Raw genomic sequence first — 15,269 nt, forward strand, 5'->3', positions numbered from 1 at the left:
TTAACGTCTGGATTGTTCACCAATCCAACCCACATTCCACACTGACGCGAAGGGTTGTTGAACGATCCGATTTGCCTTGGGTGCACTTCGTTGAACAATCTTTATGCATGCATAGTATGCGGTTTAAGGGTGTTTTCAGCCAACACCCGCCCGTTTGAATCGCGACCTGGGGAAATGCCGGAACAGCACTTCAAAACAGCCCTAAAATGGTCGGGAGGATTGTTCAACGACTGTGAAAACGGCTCGAAATGGGTGTGACGTGCGGATTGTTCAGCAATCTGCACCACCTGCTTACCCCCGGAAATTACCCCCGTTTTACGAGCACACCCAACAACAGCGCCCAAGACACGAAAACAGGGCGGTTCAACCCCACGAGCAGGCTAGACCACCATTAAGACGGAGCCCGGCTCGATGCCTATGTATAGGGACAACAATGAGTTCGGTGACCTCAGAGAAGGGAAGGCAAGATCAGCAGCATTGCGATGCTCCACGTCAGGTGGAGTGCGATGGGGGAGTACAGCCTGCCGGTGCGCACTGCCTCGGTATAGGCGAGCGCACCGAGGACCACTGCCGCGAACACAAGCAGCGGCACACCCATCACGACGGTGACCAACCCGTAGGCGACCGTCGACCACACACCAGCTTGCAGCACCGTTTGTCCAATGCTTTGTAGCTGGCGGGGGACGACGTCGCGGAAGATGAGCTCCTCGCCGACGCCGTTGACCACGAGGACGAGCAGCGTCAGCGCGTAACCGCCTTTGTTAGGAGTATCCAGGATCTCTGCGACAGGGCCGGCAAGTGCTGGGATGCGGGTGACGATCAGGGCACCCAAGAAAAAGACAACCGCAAGTGCGGTGCCTAATCCGATGCCACGTACGACGTCGCGGAGTTTGCCGGGGCCAGCGAATGCGCCTTTGTCGCCCCACACCCACCAGGCGGCTAGGTACACGACGGCGGTAAAAGCGGTGGCCCAGTAGAAACCTGCGGTGCCGTCGCCAGCCTGGCGCGCGAGGAAGAGCCCGAGCGCACCAAAAGCGCAGGGCAGAAGAAACAACCATTGCCTGGCCACGAGAGAAACTCCGTCCAAATAATCTGGCGATGTGAATGACAGATTACCGGGCAGTTTCTCAGGGCAGATAGTTGTTAATTGACAGAGAAGATGATCATCTCCGTGTCGTCTGGCTTACCGCGGTACCGGCCGTCATCGCCAGGGAAGTTGTTGTCCAAGGCAGTTAAGTATCGGCCGTCCTCAAGCTGAACAATCGTTTCGACGCTCAGTAGCGCAAACATGAAAGGGTCGCCGACACCGTATGCCCGTGCATCGGAAACCATGCCGATCTTATTGGGGTTGGCGATGTTGAGAAGGTCTGCCATAAGCGCCTTTTCCACTGTTTTCCCTGGCTCGATACCCTTGAAATTCGCAACCTCGAATACCTTCTTCAGCTTCGCATCGGAGCCGAGGAAGTCGTCGCGCTCAAGCACGAGCAAACGGCCATCCTTGGTTAGGAAAGCGTCGCCGATGAGCGCGTCATCGCCTTCAGCAAGGTAGGTCCAAGTCTTGCCGGTGTATTTGCCTGTCGTTGTGTCGAACTGAGAAATGACGCGTTCACGCTTGTCGGCCGCCTTGTCGAGGTACCCCTCGAAAATCGGGTAAAGATAGCGTCCGTCCCATGCCATGGCTTCAAAGCCTTTGGAATTGCGCAGGTTTGGTCGCTCATTATCGCCAAGTGTTGGGTTCGATGGGCTCTTCACACCTGGGTATGCGTAGGGCTCTTCGAGCAAGGTGCCGTTCTTGTCCACATGGAGGATGTAGGGGCCGAACTCCTCGCCGATCCAGAAAGATCCGTCGGCGGCCTGGACGAATGACTCGGGGTCAAAGTCTGCGCCGGTAAGTAGACGATCCTCGGTGTCGTTGTTGACGATCTTCCACGGAATCTTTCCGTCGGGGTCTTTTAATGAGATGTAGTCAAGTACATCAACACCACCGGTGGTTTGTGGATTCTTCGCTGTTTCCGCCGTTTCCCAATTGGGCTTGACCGTGTAGATCCTCAGGAGGAAATCGGAAGAATTCGATTTCGAACCGAAGCCGTTATCTGGCAAGCCATAAAACGTGCCGTCGCCAATCTCGATCATTCCAGAAAAGCCGGGGATGACCTGCCCTTTAAAAGGGTGGGTTTGCCCGTTACCGTCGAAAGCATCCTTGCCTGAATTCGGGCCGGGAGCCTGGTATAACGCCGAGAGCTTCGCACGGCCCTCGAGAGTTGGGCCAGTGACCTCGGGAGCCGTGGTGGACGCCGTTGGATCTACGTCGCTGTTGCTGGAACCAGAATGCTCGGATCCGTTGCCGGCAGCCGCGCCAATTGCTCCGCCGACAAGACCACCGACGACGAAAACGCCTGCTACTGCTGCGATGAGCTGCTCAAGGTTGATGTCTTTGATCAGTTGGTTTAAAGGGGGTGGAAGTTGAATGTTCATGTGTCACTACCTCGAAAATCGCCAGGAACTGAGCGAGAAACTCAGGCGAAACTTACATTTCGCACAGCGAGTGTATGGCGGGCAGTGCACTTTCGCTCGGTGAGATTTTCCGGCCGGTTTCAGCATTGAGGCGCCGGGGAAGTACCATATTTCTCGGCGCCCCTATAGCCCAATTGGCAGAGGCAGCGGACTTAAAATCCGCCCAGTGTCGGTTCGAGCCCGACTGGGGGCACAATTACTTGCCCGGTAACCGGGCTACATGGCGGTATAGCAGCCGTTGACGAGGTGTCGTCGGAAAGCAAGAAGCTCACTCGCGCAGCAAGCTACGCAGCCTCGCCGATTCGGGATGCGGCAGCCGTGACCAGCGCGACTCGCGACGATGAATCCAGTGATGGGAACGGGCCAGCGCGTTCAGTACAGTCGAGGCCATGACTGATCGCATGAATGTTGAATCCTTCAACCTCGACCACACCAAGGTTGACGCACCGTTTATTCGCCTGGCGGACCGAAAGGAACTTCCCCAGGGTGACACGCTGGTGAAGTGGGACATCCGCTTCAAGCAGCCGAACGTCGAGCACCTTGAGATGCCGGCAGTGCACTCCCTGGAGCACATGTTTGCCGAGCACGCCCGCAACCATGCAGACAACGTGATCGACTTCGGCCCGATGGGCTGCCAGACCGGTTTCTACCTGATGCTCTCCGGCGACGTCGCCGAGGCTGAGGTCGCTGATCTGGTGGAAAAGACGCTCACCGACATCACCAATGCCACCGAGGTGCCGGCTGCGAACGAGAAGCAGTGCGGCTGGGGCGCAAGCCACGACCTCGAGGCCGCCAAGCGCGAAGCGCAGGCGTTTCTGGACAAGCGTGACGGGTGGGGCAACGTCTTTAAGTAAGCGTCCTACGTTGTCGGGTCGATGACCTGGAACGTCAACGGCACGGTAGTCAACGCGTAAGTGCCCGGCGCAGTGTCGAATACAGCGAGCAATTCGTTCGCTACGTCGGCACGGCCCGGCACGACAATGTGATCCTCGGCCAACTCGAGATCGATTGCCTTCGGGTCGAACATGAGCCACGTGTCGTTGCGGATGAGGGCATATGACTTGCCAAACAGCAATCGGTAGCGCGCCGCCCGAAGCAGTGCGGCGGCGGCACGTTCGTCGAGGTCCACACGCCCAGCGACATCGACATCTAAATACTTGGCGGTGTTTGCGCCGATAGAGGAGCCGTCGGTGTGCGAGGCGTCGTCGAGAAGCACACGCACCTGCGGATCGCTTGACAGTGGGGCACGTGCAGGGTCCGTCAACCCAAGCGGCACATGCTCGCCGAGCACGCCCGCGAACTTCACCGGATCCCACCGCAACATCCGCTCCAGATCATCTCCGACCAACCCCGCGGCGTAGGTGAACTGCACTCGCCCGGTCGGTCCCTCCGCACAGCCGAGGAGTGGATCCGCGACGAACACAAACCCCGCGAGCGAGCCAGAAGCCGACGATAAATAATGCCCAGGCTCAATCTCGACTCCGCTGCGGACCACGTTGCGAGCCATGCGTGCCAGCTGCTGCGCCGGCCACTCAGGAGGGAACACCTCATCGTCCATCGGGATGCGGAGCGTGAGCTCGGTCTGTGTGCCCGCAACGCGTTGCGACGACTCCACCTGGGACAACCCGAACGTGCAGTACAAGACGTGGGGGAGGGGGTCGTCGACAAGAAATGCGAGCACATCCAACGCTGCATAGGAAAAGGTGTAGGCCTGCGCGCCACCAGTTGCTGCAGACAACCTGTCCAGGACAAGATCGCCGCCCGTGCTCGGGCCGCGACGCCAACGATCGAACACACCCATGTGTCCAAATTCTACGCCTCGGGAACCTTTTTGAAGGTGCAAGCGTTACAACCTGTGAATAGTGGTCGCAACAAGACTCGAAAGGAATGTTGGACGACGTGAGAAGTACCAACCCGGTTCTGAAGAACCTGACCAATGAAGAACACACCGCTGGCTACGGCTACGCGCCCGAAATCCAGCAGGACCGCCCGCTGACGGTCGATGACATTGTCTCCAAGACCGGCATCACCATCGCCGTTATCATCCTGTTCGCCGCGATTAACTTCGGCATCTACCTGTCCGGAAACGCCGGCGTGGGGATGATCCTAACGCTTGTCGGCGGTATCGGCGCGTTCGTGGTCACCCTGGTCCACGCGTTCTCGCGCACCTTCGGCTCCCGCACGGTGACGCTTCTGTACGCAGCCTTTGAAGGCCTGTTCCTAGGCGGATTCTCTCTGCTGATCTCCGGCTGGTTCTCCGTCGGCGGGGCTGACGCTGGCCAGATGATTTTCCAGGCCATCCTGGGCACCCTCGGCGTGTTCATCGGCATGCTCGTGGTTTACCGCACCGGCGCCATCCGCGTCACGCCGCGACTGAACCGCCTGATCACCGGCGCCATCTTCGGCGTTGTCATCATGGCGCTGGGCAACCTGCTGCTCGCTCTTTTCACCGGCCAGAACCCACTGCGTGATGGCGGCACCATGTCCATCATCTTCGGCGTCGTATGCGTGGTCCTCGCAGCTATTTCCTTCCTGCAGGACTTCGATCTGGCCGACAGGCTCGTGCGCACCAGCGCACCGTCGAACGCCGCGTGGGGCGTCGCACTGGGCCTCGCTGTGACGCTCGTGTGGCTCTACACCGAGATCCTGCGTCTGCTGTCCTACTTCGCCAACGACCGCTAGACGGCGCTAAGCAACGCTAAACGGCGGTACCAAACGCCGCCGACAATAAAGCGGCCCTGTTCCGATTGGAACAGGGCCGCTACTCTTTGCGCCGATGAGAGGCGATTAGAGACGATTAGAGACGATCCGGGTTCACGGTCGCACCATCAACCGAGATGGTAGTGAACAGCAGATCGTTGTTCACAACCTGCGGAGCGCCAAGGACAACCTTGACGCCTTCCTCGCGGTTATTCGGATCTAGGACAACACGGGTTGCGGTGCCCTCAGCCAGGTCGGCGGTCCAGGTATCCCAGACGATGTCCTGCAGGAAATCGTTCTGGCTCTTGCAGTCGACCGTCAGCTGAGTCGGGCGCAGCAGGCCGGTCTCGCCACAGTTGTTGAAGGTTGGCAGCTCGTCCGCGGCGGCCTCGAGGGTCTCCGTCGCGGTCGCCTCGCTGGCCTCGACAACATTGGTCGCGGCGGTGGCGGAAGCACCAGCACCCTTGAGGGAGCTAGCGTCCTGGCTCGTCGCGGTGTCGACCTTCTTGTCGGACGGGTTCTCGTTCGGCGGGGTGCAGCCGGCGAGGGCGAGAGCAGCGATGGCAGCTACGCCAACCAGAGCTTTGCGGGAAGAGGTTGCAATCACAGGATGATCCTTCGCTATCGAAAAAGAACGGGTAAAACTACTTTGCACGAGGCGTTGAAGCTTTAACTGAATCATACGGCTCAGCCTTGACGATCGTGACCGAAATCTCGCGACCATTCGGAGCCGTGTAGGTACGGGTCTCGCCCTCAGCGGCACCAACGACGGCGGCGCCCAGCGGGGACTGCTCGGAGTAGGTCTCCAAATCAGCGTTGTCGGTCGACGCAGCGCGGGTACCGATGAGGAACGTTTCGCGGTCCTCCTTGTCGCCGTTGTAGTAGACGTGAACGACGGAACCGATGTGAGCGACACCTTCGACAATGCCGGTGCGCTCGGTGGTGGAGTTGGAGAGGATCTCAGAGATCTGCTTAATGCGAGCCTCTTCCTGATCCTGCTGCTCACGAGCTGCGTCGTAACCAGCGTTTTCCTTCAGGTCGCCTTCCTCGCGGCGCTCGTTGATCTCCGCGGCAATCACCGGACGGTTATCGATCAGCTGCTGGAGTTCGGCCTCCAGCTTGGCCTTCATTTCCGGGGTAATGTACTGCTGCTGGGGTTCAGCCATAGGGGTAACACCCTTCCCTCATACGTAAAACGAGCCCGCAGGCTGCGGGCGAAACTGTGCAGATATACCGCAAAAGATTAGCACATGGTAGTACGCAGCCCGTGTGCTAGCGGGCGTCGTAAAATTTGCTCTCCGGGTCCATGTAGAACGGCAGATTTTCGGAACAGCCGTAGATGCGGCCGGAAACAAGCGGTTCACGCAGCGGCAGGTCCACCGGGATGCGCTGGTGCTTCTCCCCGCCGGCGGGAAGGATGACCTCGCGGCGACCCACCTCAGCATGGGAGTAATCCACCGCGGTGACGATGCAATAGGCCGGTACCGACGGGTCCTTGCGGGTCACGTCGATCCAAAGGCGTCCGGTTGAGTCGTCGATATGTTCCTGCGAAATAAATTCAGCGGTGACGGGACGGTCCATCCTGTCGATGATCGTTCGGGCGCCGAAGAAGATGAACGCGATGGCGATGAGCACAGCGGCGACTGCGACCACTTTGCCGCTCACGCCGTCGCTCTTGCCGGAGCTATAGCGTTGCGACGGACGGCGCACTGGAGTGGACACGGATGCAACCTCGCAATAACAAGGGGGATAGGGACTTAACTGGGATGGTACTAAGATGTTCCGAAGTTCTAACAACACCCCTACAAAAGTTGGAGAGTACGAGTGGCTGGTCTGCGTCTGATGGCGATCCACGCTCACCCGGACGATGAGTCCTCGAAGGGTGCGGCGACCATGGCGAAATACGCTGCCGAAGGGAACCGTGTGAAGGTGGTGACCTGTACCGACGGACGACGTGGGGACATTTTGAACCCTGCGATGGACCGCCCTGGGGTGCTCGAAAACATGACGGCCGTGCGCCACGAGGAGATGGCGCGTGCCGTCGAGGCGCTTGGTGTGGAACACGTTTGGCTGGGCTACGAAGACTCCGGCCTGCCCGAGGGGGACCCGCTGCCTCCGCTGCCGGAGGGGTCATTTGCGGTCCAGGACCCGGAAGAGGTTGCGGTGAAGATCGTGAAGGAGATCCGCGAGTTCAAACCGCACGTCATCATTACCTACGACGAAAACGGTGGCTACCCGCACCCGGACCATCTCATGGTTCACGCGATTTCGATGATTGCGTGGGAGAAGGCGGGTGACGCCTCGTTTGCGCCAGAAGCCGGCGAGCCGTGGACACCGCTGAAGCTCTACTACACGCATGGTTTCATCCTCCAGCGCATGAAGCTGCTGCAAGAGGCGTTGTTCGAACGCGGTGAGAAGAGCCCCTACGAGCTCATGATCAAGCGCTGGGAGGAAGCCGAGGGGGATGTGTTTGACCGCGTGACCACCCAAGTGGAGTGCGCCGACTACTTTGGACAACGTGAGCAGGCGCTGACTGCTCACGCCACCCAGATCGATCCGGCAGGGGCGTTTTTGGCCAGCCCGGTGGCGGACCAGCAAAAGGTGTGGCCGACGGAAGAATTCGAGCTCGCACGTACCCGGGTGGAGACCACCTTGCCTGAAGATGACTTGTTTGCCGGTATCGATGCCGGTGCTGAGGAGGAGTAGTGTTCGCCAACTTCATCAACGCCGCCGCAACCGTTGATCTGGTCCTGGCGCAGTCGCCGGGGGAGACCCCGGCTGGTCCGGACTTTGGCAAGGCGTCGCCGATTGGGCTGCTGCTGCTTGTCTGCCTCGCGGTCGTTGTCTTGTCGATTGGGTATGCGTTTCACCGGCGTTTCTCCCGGTTCCGTCGTCGTCAAGCATTTGCTGAGGCGCATGGCATTGATCCTTTCGACGAGAAAGCTATCGACGAGGCCATGGCGAAGGCTGGCGTTGCCGACCAGCGTAAGAAGCGCACCTTTTAAGCCCCGCTAGAATCAACGTTGTGTCTGTCCTCTCCAAACTGCGCTACCCGCTGTACCAGCTGTACGAAGCACGACTTAAGCGTGAGCTGCGTGGAAAGAAACGCCCGAAGCACATCGCCGTGATGGCTGACGGGAACCGTCGCTGGGCTCGTGAGTCGGGGTTTAAGGACATTTCCCACGGCCACAGGGTCGGCGGCGCGAAGATCGGTGATTTAGTCCGCTGGTCTGCGGAAATGGACGTCGATGTCCTCACGATCTACCTGCTTTCCACCGAGAACCTTCAGCGCACCTCGGAGGAGGTGGAGCTGCTCTTCGACATCATCTCCGAAGTCATCGAGGACCTCGCCACCGAGGATTACACCTGCCGCGTGCGCTTGGTCGGCCAACTGGACCTGCTGCCGGACGATGTGGCAGCACGCATGCGAGAAAGCGCCGCTACCACTACCGAGAAAGCCGGGCTGACCGTGAATATTGCGGTGGGCTATGGCGGGCGCCAGGAGATCGTGGACGCGGTGCGTGCGCTTATCGACGACACCGCAGCCGCCGGCGCAACCCCCGCCGAAATCAAAGAGGCGGTGACGGTCGACTCGATTGGTGAGCACCTCTACACCAAGGGCCAGCCCGACCCAGATCTGGTGATCCGCACCTCCGGTGAGCAGCGTCTTTCCGGATTCCTGCTGTGGCAGGCCGCGTACTCCGAAATCTGGTTCACGGATACGTACTGGCCAGCGTTTCGTAAGATCGACTTCCTGCGAGCACTGCGCGACTATTCGCAGCGCTCCCGCCGCTTTGGCAAATAAAACCCTGGCGAATTAGAGCTTGCGCATGCGGACGCGCTGAACGGTGTGGTCGTAATCCTTGCGCAGCACAAGCGATGCGCGCACCCGCGTGGGCAGAATGTTTTCCACCAGGTTTGGCAGGTTGATGGACTGCCAGATTTCGCGTGCGGCGTAGGTCGCCTGCGCGTCGTCAAGACCTGCGTAGTGAGCAAAGTGTGCGCCGGGCTCCTGGAAGGCGGTATCGCGCAGTTTGAGGAAGCGCTCGATGTACCAGTGCTCGATGTCGGAGGTCTTGGCGTCGACATAGATGGAGAAGTCGAACAGGTCCGACACCATCAGCGTTGGGCCGGTCTGCAATACGTTGAGGCCCTCCAGAATCAAGATGTCTGGCTGGCGTACCTCGATGTACTCGTCCGGGAGAATGTCGTAGGCCTCGTGGGAGTAGATCGGAGCCTTGACCAGGGGCTGGCCCGATTTCACCTCGGTGACAAATCGCATGAGGTTGCGGCGGTCGTAAGACTCAGGGAAGCCCTTACGGGCCATCAAGCCGCGCTCCTTGAGCACTGCGGAGGGGTGCAGAAACCCGTCAGTGGTGATCAGGTCGACGCGGGGGTGGGAGTCCCAGCGCTGAAGTAGCACCTGCAGCACACGCGCGGTGGTTGATTTGCCTACTGCGACCGAGCCTGCAAGCCCGATGATGAACGGCACATGCCCCGGATCGCCGCCGATGAACGTTTCGGTGGCTTTGGTCAGTTTCTGGCGCGCTCGTACCTGCAGGTGGATCAGGCGCGACAGCGGTAGGTAAATGTCTTCGACCTCTTGCAGATCGAGGCTCTCACCGATGCCTGCGAGTTTGGTGAGCTCATCTTCGGTGAGCACCTGTGGCATGGTGGCACGACGTTTGCGCCAGTCCTCGCGGTGAAAATCGAGGTAAGGCGAAGAATCGACACGTGGCATGGCCCTATTGTTTCACCTTGGATCCTGTGCATGGAATTCGACATAACACCCGGGTTGCTTACATATACTTCGAAGCGGTAACTACGACCGAACGAGAAAGGACCCGGTGGACGTGTCTGAAGATTTCCGTTACCAGGATCTGGCTACTTTTGACCCCGAAGTTCACGCCGCGATTGTCGACGAGCTAGCGCGCCAGCGCAACACCCTCGAAATGATTGCGTCTGAAAACTTCGTTCCGCGCGCCGTACTTGAGGCACAGGGTTCTGTGCTGACCAACAAGTACGCCGAGGGCTACCCGGGCAAGCGCTACTACGGTGGCTGCGAGCACGTGGACGTTGTGGAGACCCTGGCACAGGAGCGTGCCAAGGAAGTCTTCGGTGCAAAGTTTGCAAACGTGCAGCCACACTCCGGTGCGCAGGCGAACGCCGCTGTGCTAATGGCACTGGCGGAGCCGGGTGACACCATCCTGGGCCTGAACCTGGCTCACGGCGGCCACCTGACCCACGGCATGAAGATCAACTTCTCCGGCCGTCTCTACAACGTGGCAGCGTACGAGGTAGAGAAGGACACCCACCTCATCGATATGGCCAAGCTGCGTGAGCAGGCTCGCGAGGTCAAGCCGAAGGTGATCATCGCCGGCTGGTCCGCCTACCCGCGCCACGAGGACTTCGCTGAGTTCCGCTCGATCGCGGACGAGGTCGGCGCCTACCTGTGGGTTGACATGGCCCACTTCGCCGGCCTGGTTGCGGCTGGCCTGCACCCGTCGCCGGTCCCGCATGCGCACGTGGTGTCCTCCACGGTGCATAAGACGCTGGGTGGCCCCCGTTCCGGCTTCATCCTGACCAACGATGAGGAGCTGAACAAGAAGATCAACTCCGCCGTCTTCCCTGGTCAGCAGGGTGGCCCGCTCATGCACGTCATCGCTGCGAAGGCGACCGCGTTCAAGATCGCGGGCATGGAGGAGTTCAAGGACCGTCAGCAGCGCACCATCGACGGTGCGAAGATCCTGGCCGAGCGCCTTACCAGCGAGGACGCGAAGGCTGCCGGCATCGACGTTGTCTCCGGCGGCACCGACGTCCACCTCGTGCTGGTGGACCTGCGTAACTCGCCGATGGATGGCCAGCAGGCCGAGGACCTCCTGCACGCCGCAGGCATCACGGTCAACCGCAATGCGGTGCCGTTCGACCCGCGCCCGCCAAAGGTCACCTCTGGCCTGCGTATCGGCACGTCGGCGCTTGCTACCCGTGGCTTCGGCGAGGAGGACTTCCGCGAGGTGTCCGACATCATCGCCGAGACCCTGATCCAGGGCGAGAAGGCTGATATCCCGGCGCTGCGCGCCCGTGTCGAGGCCCTGGCGGAGAAGTACCCGCTGTACCCGGGCCTTGAAGACTGGAAGATGCTCTAGTCGTTCTGGCCGTCGGCGGCGCTTGCGGTGTCGACATTGTGCCCGCGCTGCTCTGCGAGAGTGGCGCGGGCTTTTTGTAGCCAGTCCGGTTGGTCGTCGAGAAGCGCGCGGATTTGCTCCGTGGTCATCGACTGCTCAACGCCGGATGCTTTCAGCGCGGTCACCGAGATGCCGAGCTTGCGTGCGACCTCGGTACGGGGGTGCGGGCCGTTGAGGCGCAGTTCTTGCAGCCACGCGGGCGGGTTTTCCTGCAGTTCGCGCAGTTCGGCGTGAGTGATGGCGCCGTCCTGGAACTCCTGTGGGGTGGCGGGAAGGTAGATACCGAGTTTTTTCGCCGCGGTCATCGGCTTCATTGCGGTGCCGGATGGGGTCTGTTCAGTCATGCCCAAAACGGTAGCATTACCTGCCATGCTCACCATCGCGTTCGTCACCGGTACTGAACCCGGCAAATGGTTCCGCCGCTACGCCCAAATGTCGGGCGAGGACCCTGCGACATTGCCGTCGGATGATCCGTTTCCCCTCGTCGGCAAGGATGCGGACGCGGCGCTGGTCAGGCTTCCGGACGAGCGGGTCACGGACGAATACCACGTGGTCCGGCTCTACGAGGAGGCCTGGGGCGTGGCCGTGCCAAAGGACTCCGTCTATGCGGAGGTGGGGGAGGTTGATCGCGGGGATCTTGCGGAAGAGATTGTGAATTTCGAGTACGCAGAGCAGCCGCTTATCGACGATCTGCGCACCGCCCTTTCCGTTGTCGCCGCAAACGTCGGCATCGCCTACGGGCCGTTGCCGTTGCTGAAGACGCTTGCGAAGAAGCAGATTAAGGCGCTGCCGATCGACCCGGGGGAAGGCGTTAATACCACGACGGTTGCGCTCGTGTGGCGGAAATCGGACGATTGTGACGCTATCCAGGACTTTGTTGGTATTACGAAGGGGAGAACTCCCAGGTCGTCGCGTACCGCGTCGCACCCCCGATCGGGTGGGAAGAAGACTCGACGTTCGCGCGGTGCCCATAATGGGCGACGCACCTAAATCAACATGAAAGGTATGACAAATTATGTTTTCCCGTAAGATCGCTGCTTCCGCCGCTGCTGTAGCCCTGGCTGCTACCGGGTTAGTTGCGTGCTCTAACGACGACGACACCGCGGCAGAGACCGAGGTTGTGGAGGCCACCGCTACTGAGACGAACGTAGAGACTGAGACTGCGGCTGCGAAGACGGAAACCGCTGACGCTTCCGCAACCGATTCCGCGGACTCCATCGGCGCTGCGGGCGAGGGCACCGAGGCGACCGAGGAGATTACAACTGCTGACGGCGGCACCGCAATGGTTCCGGCTGGCGTCGTTGCTGCCATGGATAAGTTTGCTGAGCCGTCCTGGGGCGAGCCGATGAAGGTTGAGCAGGTCGACGAAGGCTGGATCGTTACGTACGACCAGGAGCACTACGTCACCTGGAATGAGAACACCGGTGGCGCACCGACCTGGGGTCAGATTGCCAACGAGTGGATGACCGACGTCAACGTGGATAAGAAGCTGGGCTTCCCGCTGGCTCCGGAGGCTGCTAACCCGGACGAGTCCGGCTGGACCCAGGAGTTCGAGCGCGGCTCCATCAACTGGACCCGTGCTGGCGAAGGCGAGCCGTTCGCCGCGGTGATCACCGAGAAGTAAACCGCGCCCATGTAACGGCGTTCGGCCCGGCCCCATGTGAGGGGCCGGGCCGTTTTCGTTTCCCGGTTAGCTCAAATCTTCCTTGAGTGGGTCTTCCTTGACCGGCAGGAGTATCACGAACGCGATGATGGCCAGCGGCACCATGAGGAGGAACACGGGGGTAAGGCCGTCGTTGTAGCTCGACAGCACGACTTCCTTCACCGGCTGGGGCAGTTGCGCCACGCTGCTCGGGGTTAGCGAGTTCGCGGCACCCTCACCGAATTGCTTGCCTAGCGCAGCACCTTCTTCGCCGAGTTTCGCCAGAGCTTCCGGCAGGCGCTCCTCCAGCTTTTCGCGCATGTTGTGAATGAACAACGAGCCGGACAGGGAGGCGCCGATAGCGGAGCCGATCTGGCGGAAGAAGTTGTTCGTCGACGTTGCGGTGCCCACTTGGGCGAGTGGGAACGAGTTCTGCACGATGAGCACAAGAACCTGCATGACCAGACCAAGGCCGAAACCGAAGATGAACATGTAGATCCCGAGCACGGTCAGCGACGTGTCCACGCTCAGCCGAGAGAACAGGAACAGTCCCACGGTGGTAATGAGCATGCCGGACAGTGGGTACATCTTGTAGCGGCCGGTGCGAGAGATGATGAAGCCGACTGCCGTGCCGGTGCCGAGCATGCCGAGCACCATCGGCAGCATCATAAGGCCCGCGTCGGTCGGGGTCAGTTCGTGCACCATTTGCAAGTACGTCGGGAGGTAGGCGAGAGCACTGGTCATCCCGAGGCCAAGCACCGTGCCCGCCAGGGTGGTCAGCACCATGTTGCGGTTGCGGAACAGCCCCATGGGGATCAGCGGGTTAGTCGCGCGCAGCTCGACAATCACGAACAGCACGGCAGCGATCACAGCGATAGCGCTGGTGGCGATGATGGTCGGGGAGGTCCAGTCGTACTGCGTGCCACCCCATGTGGTGGTGAGGATCAGCGACGTGGTGGCCACGATCATCAGCGTGGTACCGATGTAGTCAAAGTTCATGCCCTTGGCGGATCCGCGGCGCAGCTTCAGCACCTTGGTGCATACCGTCATGGCGAGCAGGCCGAGCGGGATGTTCATCCAGAGCGCCCAACGCCAGCCGGGGCCGTCGGTAAACCAGCCGCCGAGGACCGGACCGAGCACCGAGGACACACCAAATACTGCGCCCATCACGCCCATGTACTTGCCGCGCTCGCGAGCAGGAACGACTTCCGCGATGATGGACTGCGAGTTCACCATCATGCCGCCCGCGCCGAGGCCTTGGATGGCGCGGCCGATGATGAGCAGCTCCATGGTGTTAGCAAAGCCGCCGATGGCGGAGCCGATTACGAACAGGCCGATGCCGGTGATGTAGAGCCACTTGCGGCCCAATACGTCGCCAAGTTTGCCGTTGATGGGCATCGCGATGGTCATCGTGACCAAGAACGAGGAGATGACCCAGCTCATGTGGTCCACGCCGCCGAGGTCACCAACAATGGTCGGCAGGGCCGTGGCGAAGATCATCTGGCCCAGCGAACTCATCAGCATGGTCAGCAGCAGGGCAGCGAACACGACGCCGACGTTCGGGGGAGTGGCTTGAAGTGGGTGGCGTCCCGCGCGGTTGTCTACCATGTCATGTCCTTTGCGTAATTCGTGATGTCTTTGGCGTATTCGATGAGCAGCTCGATTGGGTCTCCTTCATCAGGCGGTGCCCAGAGGTACCTGGTCACGACCCCTTGAAATAGCACGACGATGAATAGTGCTTCCGCCTCCAGCGATCCCGAATGCTTGCGGTCCTGCGGGAAGGTTTCAAAGTGGGCGTGGAGGGCGCGACCAATTTCGGTGAGGAATCCGCGCTTTCGGGCGGCTTCGGCGTGCATCAAGCCCGGGTTGTTCTCCAGTAATTGACGACGACACTTCGCCGCCGGACCATCAAACGTGCCCGGCTCAACCACGATGGAACGAATGACAAGCTCCAGCACGTTGTCGCTCTGGGTCGTGCGGATCGCGTCCAGCGCGTCCTCGTCGAGGGTGAACGGAAACGATCCCAAGATCGCCTCGTCCTTAGATTCCACATAGTTGAAGAAGGTTCGCCGGGAGATGCCTGCCTCGCGGCAGATGTCGTCGACGGTGACGTTGTCGTAGCCACGCTTGTCGACAAGCGCCGCCGCCTCGTTGCGGATGCGCTTTAGCGTCTCGCGGCGCTTCTGTTCCCGAATTCCCTCATTTTGCACGGGGTGCAATATTACACC

The 15,269-nt window shown here is 60.4% G+C and carries 18 protein-coding genes and 1 tRNA gene; 9 read left to right on the forward strand and 10 right to left on the reverse strand.

Features of this window, described 5'->3' with window-relative positions:
• Window positions 1-448 precede the first annotated feature (448 nt).
• Both HMPREF2736_RS09270 and HMPREF2736_RS09275 read right to left on the reverse strand, forming a co-directional pair.
• Window positions 449-1,069, reverse strand: a complete 621-nt coding sequence (locus tag HMPREF2736_RS09270; protein WP_070452551.1) for a CPBP family intramembrane glutamic endopeptidase — start codon at window positions 1,067-1,069, stop codon at window positions 449-451.
• Window positions 1,070-1,143: 74 nt separating this feature from the next.
• Window positions 1,144-2,475: an esterase-like activity of phytase family protein gene (locus HMPREF2736_RS09275; protein ID WP_070569128.1), complete on the reverse strand. Its 1,332-nt coding sequence runs from the start codon at window positions 2,473-2,475 to the stop codon at window positions 1,144-1,146.
• A 158-nt stretch (window positions 2,476-2,633) separates the two neighbouring features.
• On the opposite strand from HMPREF2736_RS09275, the gene HMPREF2736_RS09280 reads away from it, so the two are divergent.
• Together HMPREF2736_RS09280 and HMPREF2736_RS09285 are read left to right on the forward strand one after the other, a co-directional pair.
• Window positions 2,634-2,707 (forward strand) — tRNA-Leu (locus HMPREF2736_RS09280).
• A 196-nt stretch (window positions 2,708-2,903) separates the two neighbouring features.
• Entirely contained in the window at window positions 2,904-3,368 is a 465-nt protein-coding gene (locus tag HMPREF2736_RS09285) for an S-ribosylhomocysteine lyase (RefSeq protein WP_070421693.1), read from the forward strand.
• A 5-nt stretch (window positions 3,369-3,373) separates the two neighbouring features.
• Here the strand turns inward: HMPREF2736_RS09285 and HMPREF2736_RS09290 are convergent, their stop codons facing one another.
• Entirely contained in the window at window positions 3,374-4,315 is a 942-nt protein-coding gene (locus HMPREF2736_RS09290; RefSeq protein WP_070452557.1) for a suppressor of fused domain protein, read from the reverse strand.
• A 98-nt stretch (window positions 4,316-4,413) separates the two neighbouring features.
• On the opposite strand from HMPREF2736_RS09290, the gene HMPREF2736_RS09295 reads away from it, so the two are divergent.
• Window positions 4,414-5,196: a Bax inhibitor-1/YccA family protein gene (locus tag HMPREF2736_RS09295; RefSeq protein ID WP_070421698.1), complete on the forward strand. Its 783-nt coding sequence runs from the start codon at window positions 4,414-4,416 to the stop codon at window positions 5,194-5,196.
• Window positions 5,197-5,311: 115 nt separating this feature from the next.
• On the opposite strand, the gene HMPREF2736_RS09300 is transcribed toward HMPREF2736_RS09295, so the two are convergent.
• The 3 genes from HMPREF2736_RS09300 to HMPREF2736_RS09310 form a co-directional block, all read right to left on the reverse strand.
• Window positions 5,312-5,821: a hypothetical protein gene (locus HMPREF2736_RS09300; protein ID WP_070569122.1), complete on the reverse strand. Its 510-nt coding sequence runs from the start codon at window positions 5,819-5,821 to the stop codon at window positions 5,312-5,314.
• Window positions 5,822-5,858: 37 nt separating this feature from the next.
• Window positions 5,859-6,380, reverse strand: coding sequence for a transcription elongation factor GreA (gene greA / locus HMPREF2736_RS09305; protein WP_070421690.1), 522 nt, complete (start codon window positions 6,378-6,380; stop codon window positions 5,859-5,861).
• 106 nt (window positions 6,381-6,486) lie between these two features.
• Entirely contained in the window at window positions 6,487-6,936 is a 450-nt protein-coding gene (locus HMPREF2736_RS09310) for a DUF4307 domain-containing protein (RefSeq protein ID WP_246815458.1), read from the reverse strand.
• Window positions 6,937-7,038: 102 nt separating this feature from the next.
• On the opposite strand from HMPREF2736_RS09310, the gene mca reads away from it, so the two are divergent.
• The 3 genes from mca to HMPREF2736_RS09325 are packed head-to-tail and all read left to right on the forward strand — an operon-like array spanning window position 7,039 to window position 9,019.
• The gene (gene mca, locus HMPREF2736_RS09315; RefSeq protein WP_070829478.1) at window positions 7,039-7,920 is read left to right on the forward strand and encodes a mycothiol conjugate amidase Mca; all 882 of its coding nucleotides are present in this window, start codon (window positions 7,039-7,041) and stop codon (window positions 7,918-7,920) included.
• Window positions 7,920-8,219 carry a hypothetical protein gene (locus HMPREF2736_RS09320; protein WP_070452565.1) on the forward strand — a complete coding sequence of 100 codons (300 nt, stop codon included), beginning with the start codon at window positions 7,920-7,922 and terminating at the stop codon, window positions 8,217-8,219. Before mca ends, HMPREF2736_RS09320 begins: the two co-directional genes overlap by 1 nt.
• Before the next feature lie 20 nt (window positions 8,220-8,239).
• The gene (locus tag HMPREF2736_RS09325; RefSeq protein WP_070421686.1) at window positions 8,240-9,019 is read left to right on the forward strand and encodes an isoprenyl transferase; all 780 of its coding nucleotides are present in this window, start codon (window positions 8,240-8,242) and stop codon (window positions 9,017-9,019) included.
• A gap of 12 nt (window positions 9,020-9,031) precedes the next feature.
• Here the strand turns inward: HMPREF2736_RS09325 and coaA are convergent, their stop codons facing one another.
• The gene (gene coaA, locus HMPREF2736_RS09330; protein WP_070421685.1) at window positions 9,032-9,955 is read right to left on the reverse strand and encodes a type I pantothenate kinase; all 924 of its coding nucleotides are present in this window, start codon (window positions 9,953-9,955) and stop codon (window positions 9,032-9,034) included.
• A gap of 112 nt (window positions 9,956-10,067) precedes the next feature.
• Here coaA and glyA point away from each other — a divergent pair, with 112 nt between their 5' ends.
• Window positions 10,068-11,360 carry a serine hydroxymethyltransferase gene (gene glyA / locus HMPREF2736_RS09335; RefSeq protein ID WP_070421697.1) on the forward strand — a complete coding sequence of 431 codons (1,293 nt, stop codon included), beginning with the start codon at window positions 10,068-10,070 and terminating at the stop codon, window positions 11,358-11,360.
• Here the strand turns inward: glyA and HMPREF2736_RS09340 are convergent.
• The gene (locus tag HMPREF2736_RS09340; protein WP_070771291.1) at window positions 11,357-11,743 is read right to left on the reverse strand and encodes a DUF5997 family protein; all 387 of its coding nucleotides are present in this window, start codon (window positions 11,741-11,743) and stop codon (window positions 11,357-11,359) included. The two genes, glyA and HMPREF2736_RS09340, sit on opposite strands and share 4 nt — an antisense overlap.
• Window positions 11,744-11,768: 25 nt before the next feature.
• On the opposite strand from HMPREF2736_RS09340, the gene HMPREF2736_RS09345 reads away from it, so the two are divergent.
• Together HMPREF2736_RS09345 and HMPREF2736_RS09350 are read left to right on the forward strand one after the other, a co-directional pair.
• Window positions 11,769-12,389 (forward strand): LysR family transcriptional regulator substrate-binding protein, encoded by a 621-nt coding sequence (locus HMPREF2736_RS09345; protein WP_070829479.1) that lies wholly within the window; start codon window positions 11,769-11,771, stop codon window positions 12,387-12,389.
• A 25-nt stretch (window positions 12,390-12,414) separates the two neighbouring features.
• The gene (locus tag HMPREF2736_RS09350) at window positions 12,415-13,023 is read left to right on the forward strand and encodes a hypothetical protein (protein ID WP_070452570.1); all 609 of its coding nucleotides are present in this window, start codon (window positions 12,415-12,417) and stop codon (window positions 13,021-13,023) included.
• 66 nt (window positions 13,024-13,089) lie between these two features.
• Here HMPREF2736_RS09350 and HMPREF2736_RS09355 read toward each other — a convergent pair whose 3' ends face one another.
• Both HMPREF2736_RS09355 and HMPREF2736_RS09360 read right to left on the reverse strand, forming a co-directional pair.
• Entirely contained in the window at window positions 13,090-14,649 is a 1,560-nt protein-coding gene (locus HMPREF2736_RS09355; protein WP_070421682.1) for an MDR family MFS transporter, read from the reverse strand.
• Window positions 14,643-15,251 (reverse strand): TetR/AcrR family transcriptional regulator, encoded by a 609-nt coding sequence (locus tag HMPREF2736_RS09360; RefSeq protein ID WP_246822136.1) that lies wholly within the window; start codon window positions 15,249-15,251, stop codon window positions 14,643-14,645. The genes HMPREF2736_RS09355 and HMPREF2736_RS09360 overlap by 7 nt, the downstream gene beginning before the upstream one ends.
• Window positions 15,252-15,269 lie beyond the last annotated feature (18 nt).

This window comes from Corynebacterium sp. HMSC036E10, assembly GCF_001836265.1.
Taxonomy (GTDB): Bacteria; Actinomycetota; Actinomycetes; order Mycobacteriales; family Mycobacteriaceae; genus Corynebacterium; species Corynebacterium coyleae.

Coding starts and splice junctions, on each gene's coding strand:
- HMPREF2736_RS09275 (WP_070569128.1), bottom strand. CDS start 2,475: ATGAACATTCAACTTCCACCCCCTTTAAACCAACTGATCAAAGACATC.
- HMPREF2736_RS09285 (WP_070421693.1), top strand. CDS start 2,904: ATGACTGATCGCATGAATGTTGAATCCTTCAACCTCGACCACACCAAG.
- HMPREF2736_RS09290 (WP_070452557.1), bottom strand. CDS start 4,315: ATGGGTGTGTTCGATCGTTGGCGTCGCGGCCCGAGCACGGGCGGCGAT.
- greA (WP_070421690.1), bottom strand. CDS start 6,380: ATGGCTGAACCCCAGCAGCAGTACATTACCCCGGAAATGAAGGCCAAG.
- coaA (WP_070421685.1), bottom strand. CDS start 9,955: ATGCCACGTGTCGATTCTTCGCCTTACCTCGATTTTCACCGCGAGGAC.
- HMPREF2736_RS09340 (WP_070771291.1), bottom strand. CDS start 11,743: ATGACTGAACAGACCCCATCCGGCACCGCAATGAAGCCGATGACCGCG.
- HMPREF2736_RS09345 (WP_070829479.1), top strand. CDS start 11,769: ATGCTCACCATCGCGTTCGTCACCGGTACTGAACCCGGCAAATGGTTC.
- HMPREF2736_RS09350 (WP_070452570.1), top strand. CDS start 12,415: ATGTTTTCCCGTAAGATCGCTGCTTCCGCCGCTGCTGTAGCCCTGGCT.
- HMPREF2736_RS09355 (WP_070421682.1), bottom strand. CDS start 14,649: ATGGTAGACAACCGCGCGGGACGCCACCCACTTCAAGCCACTCCCCCG.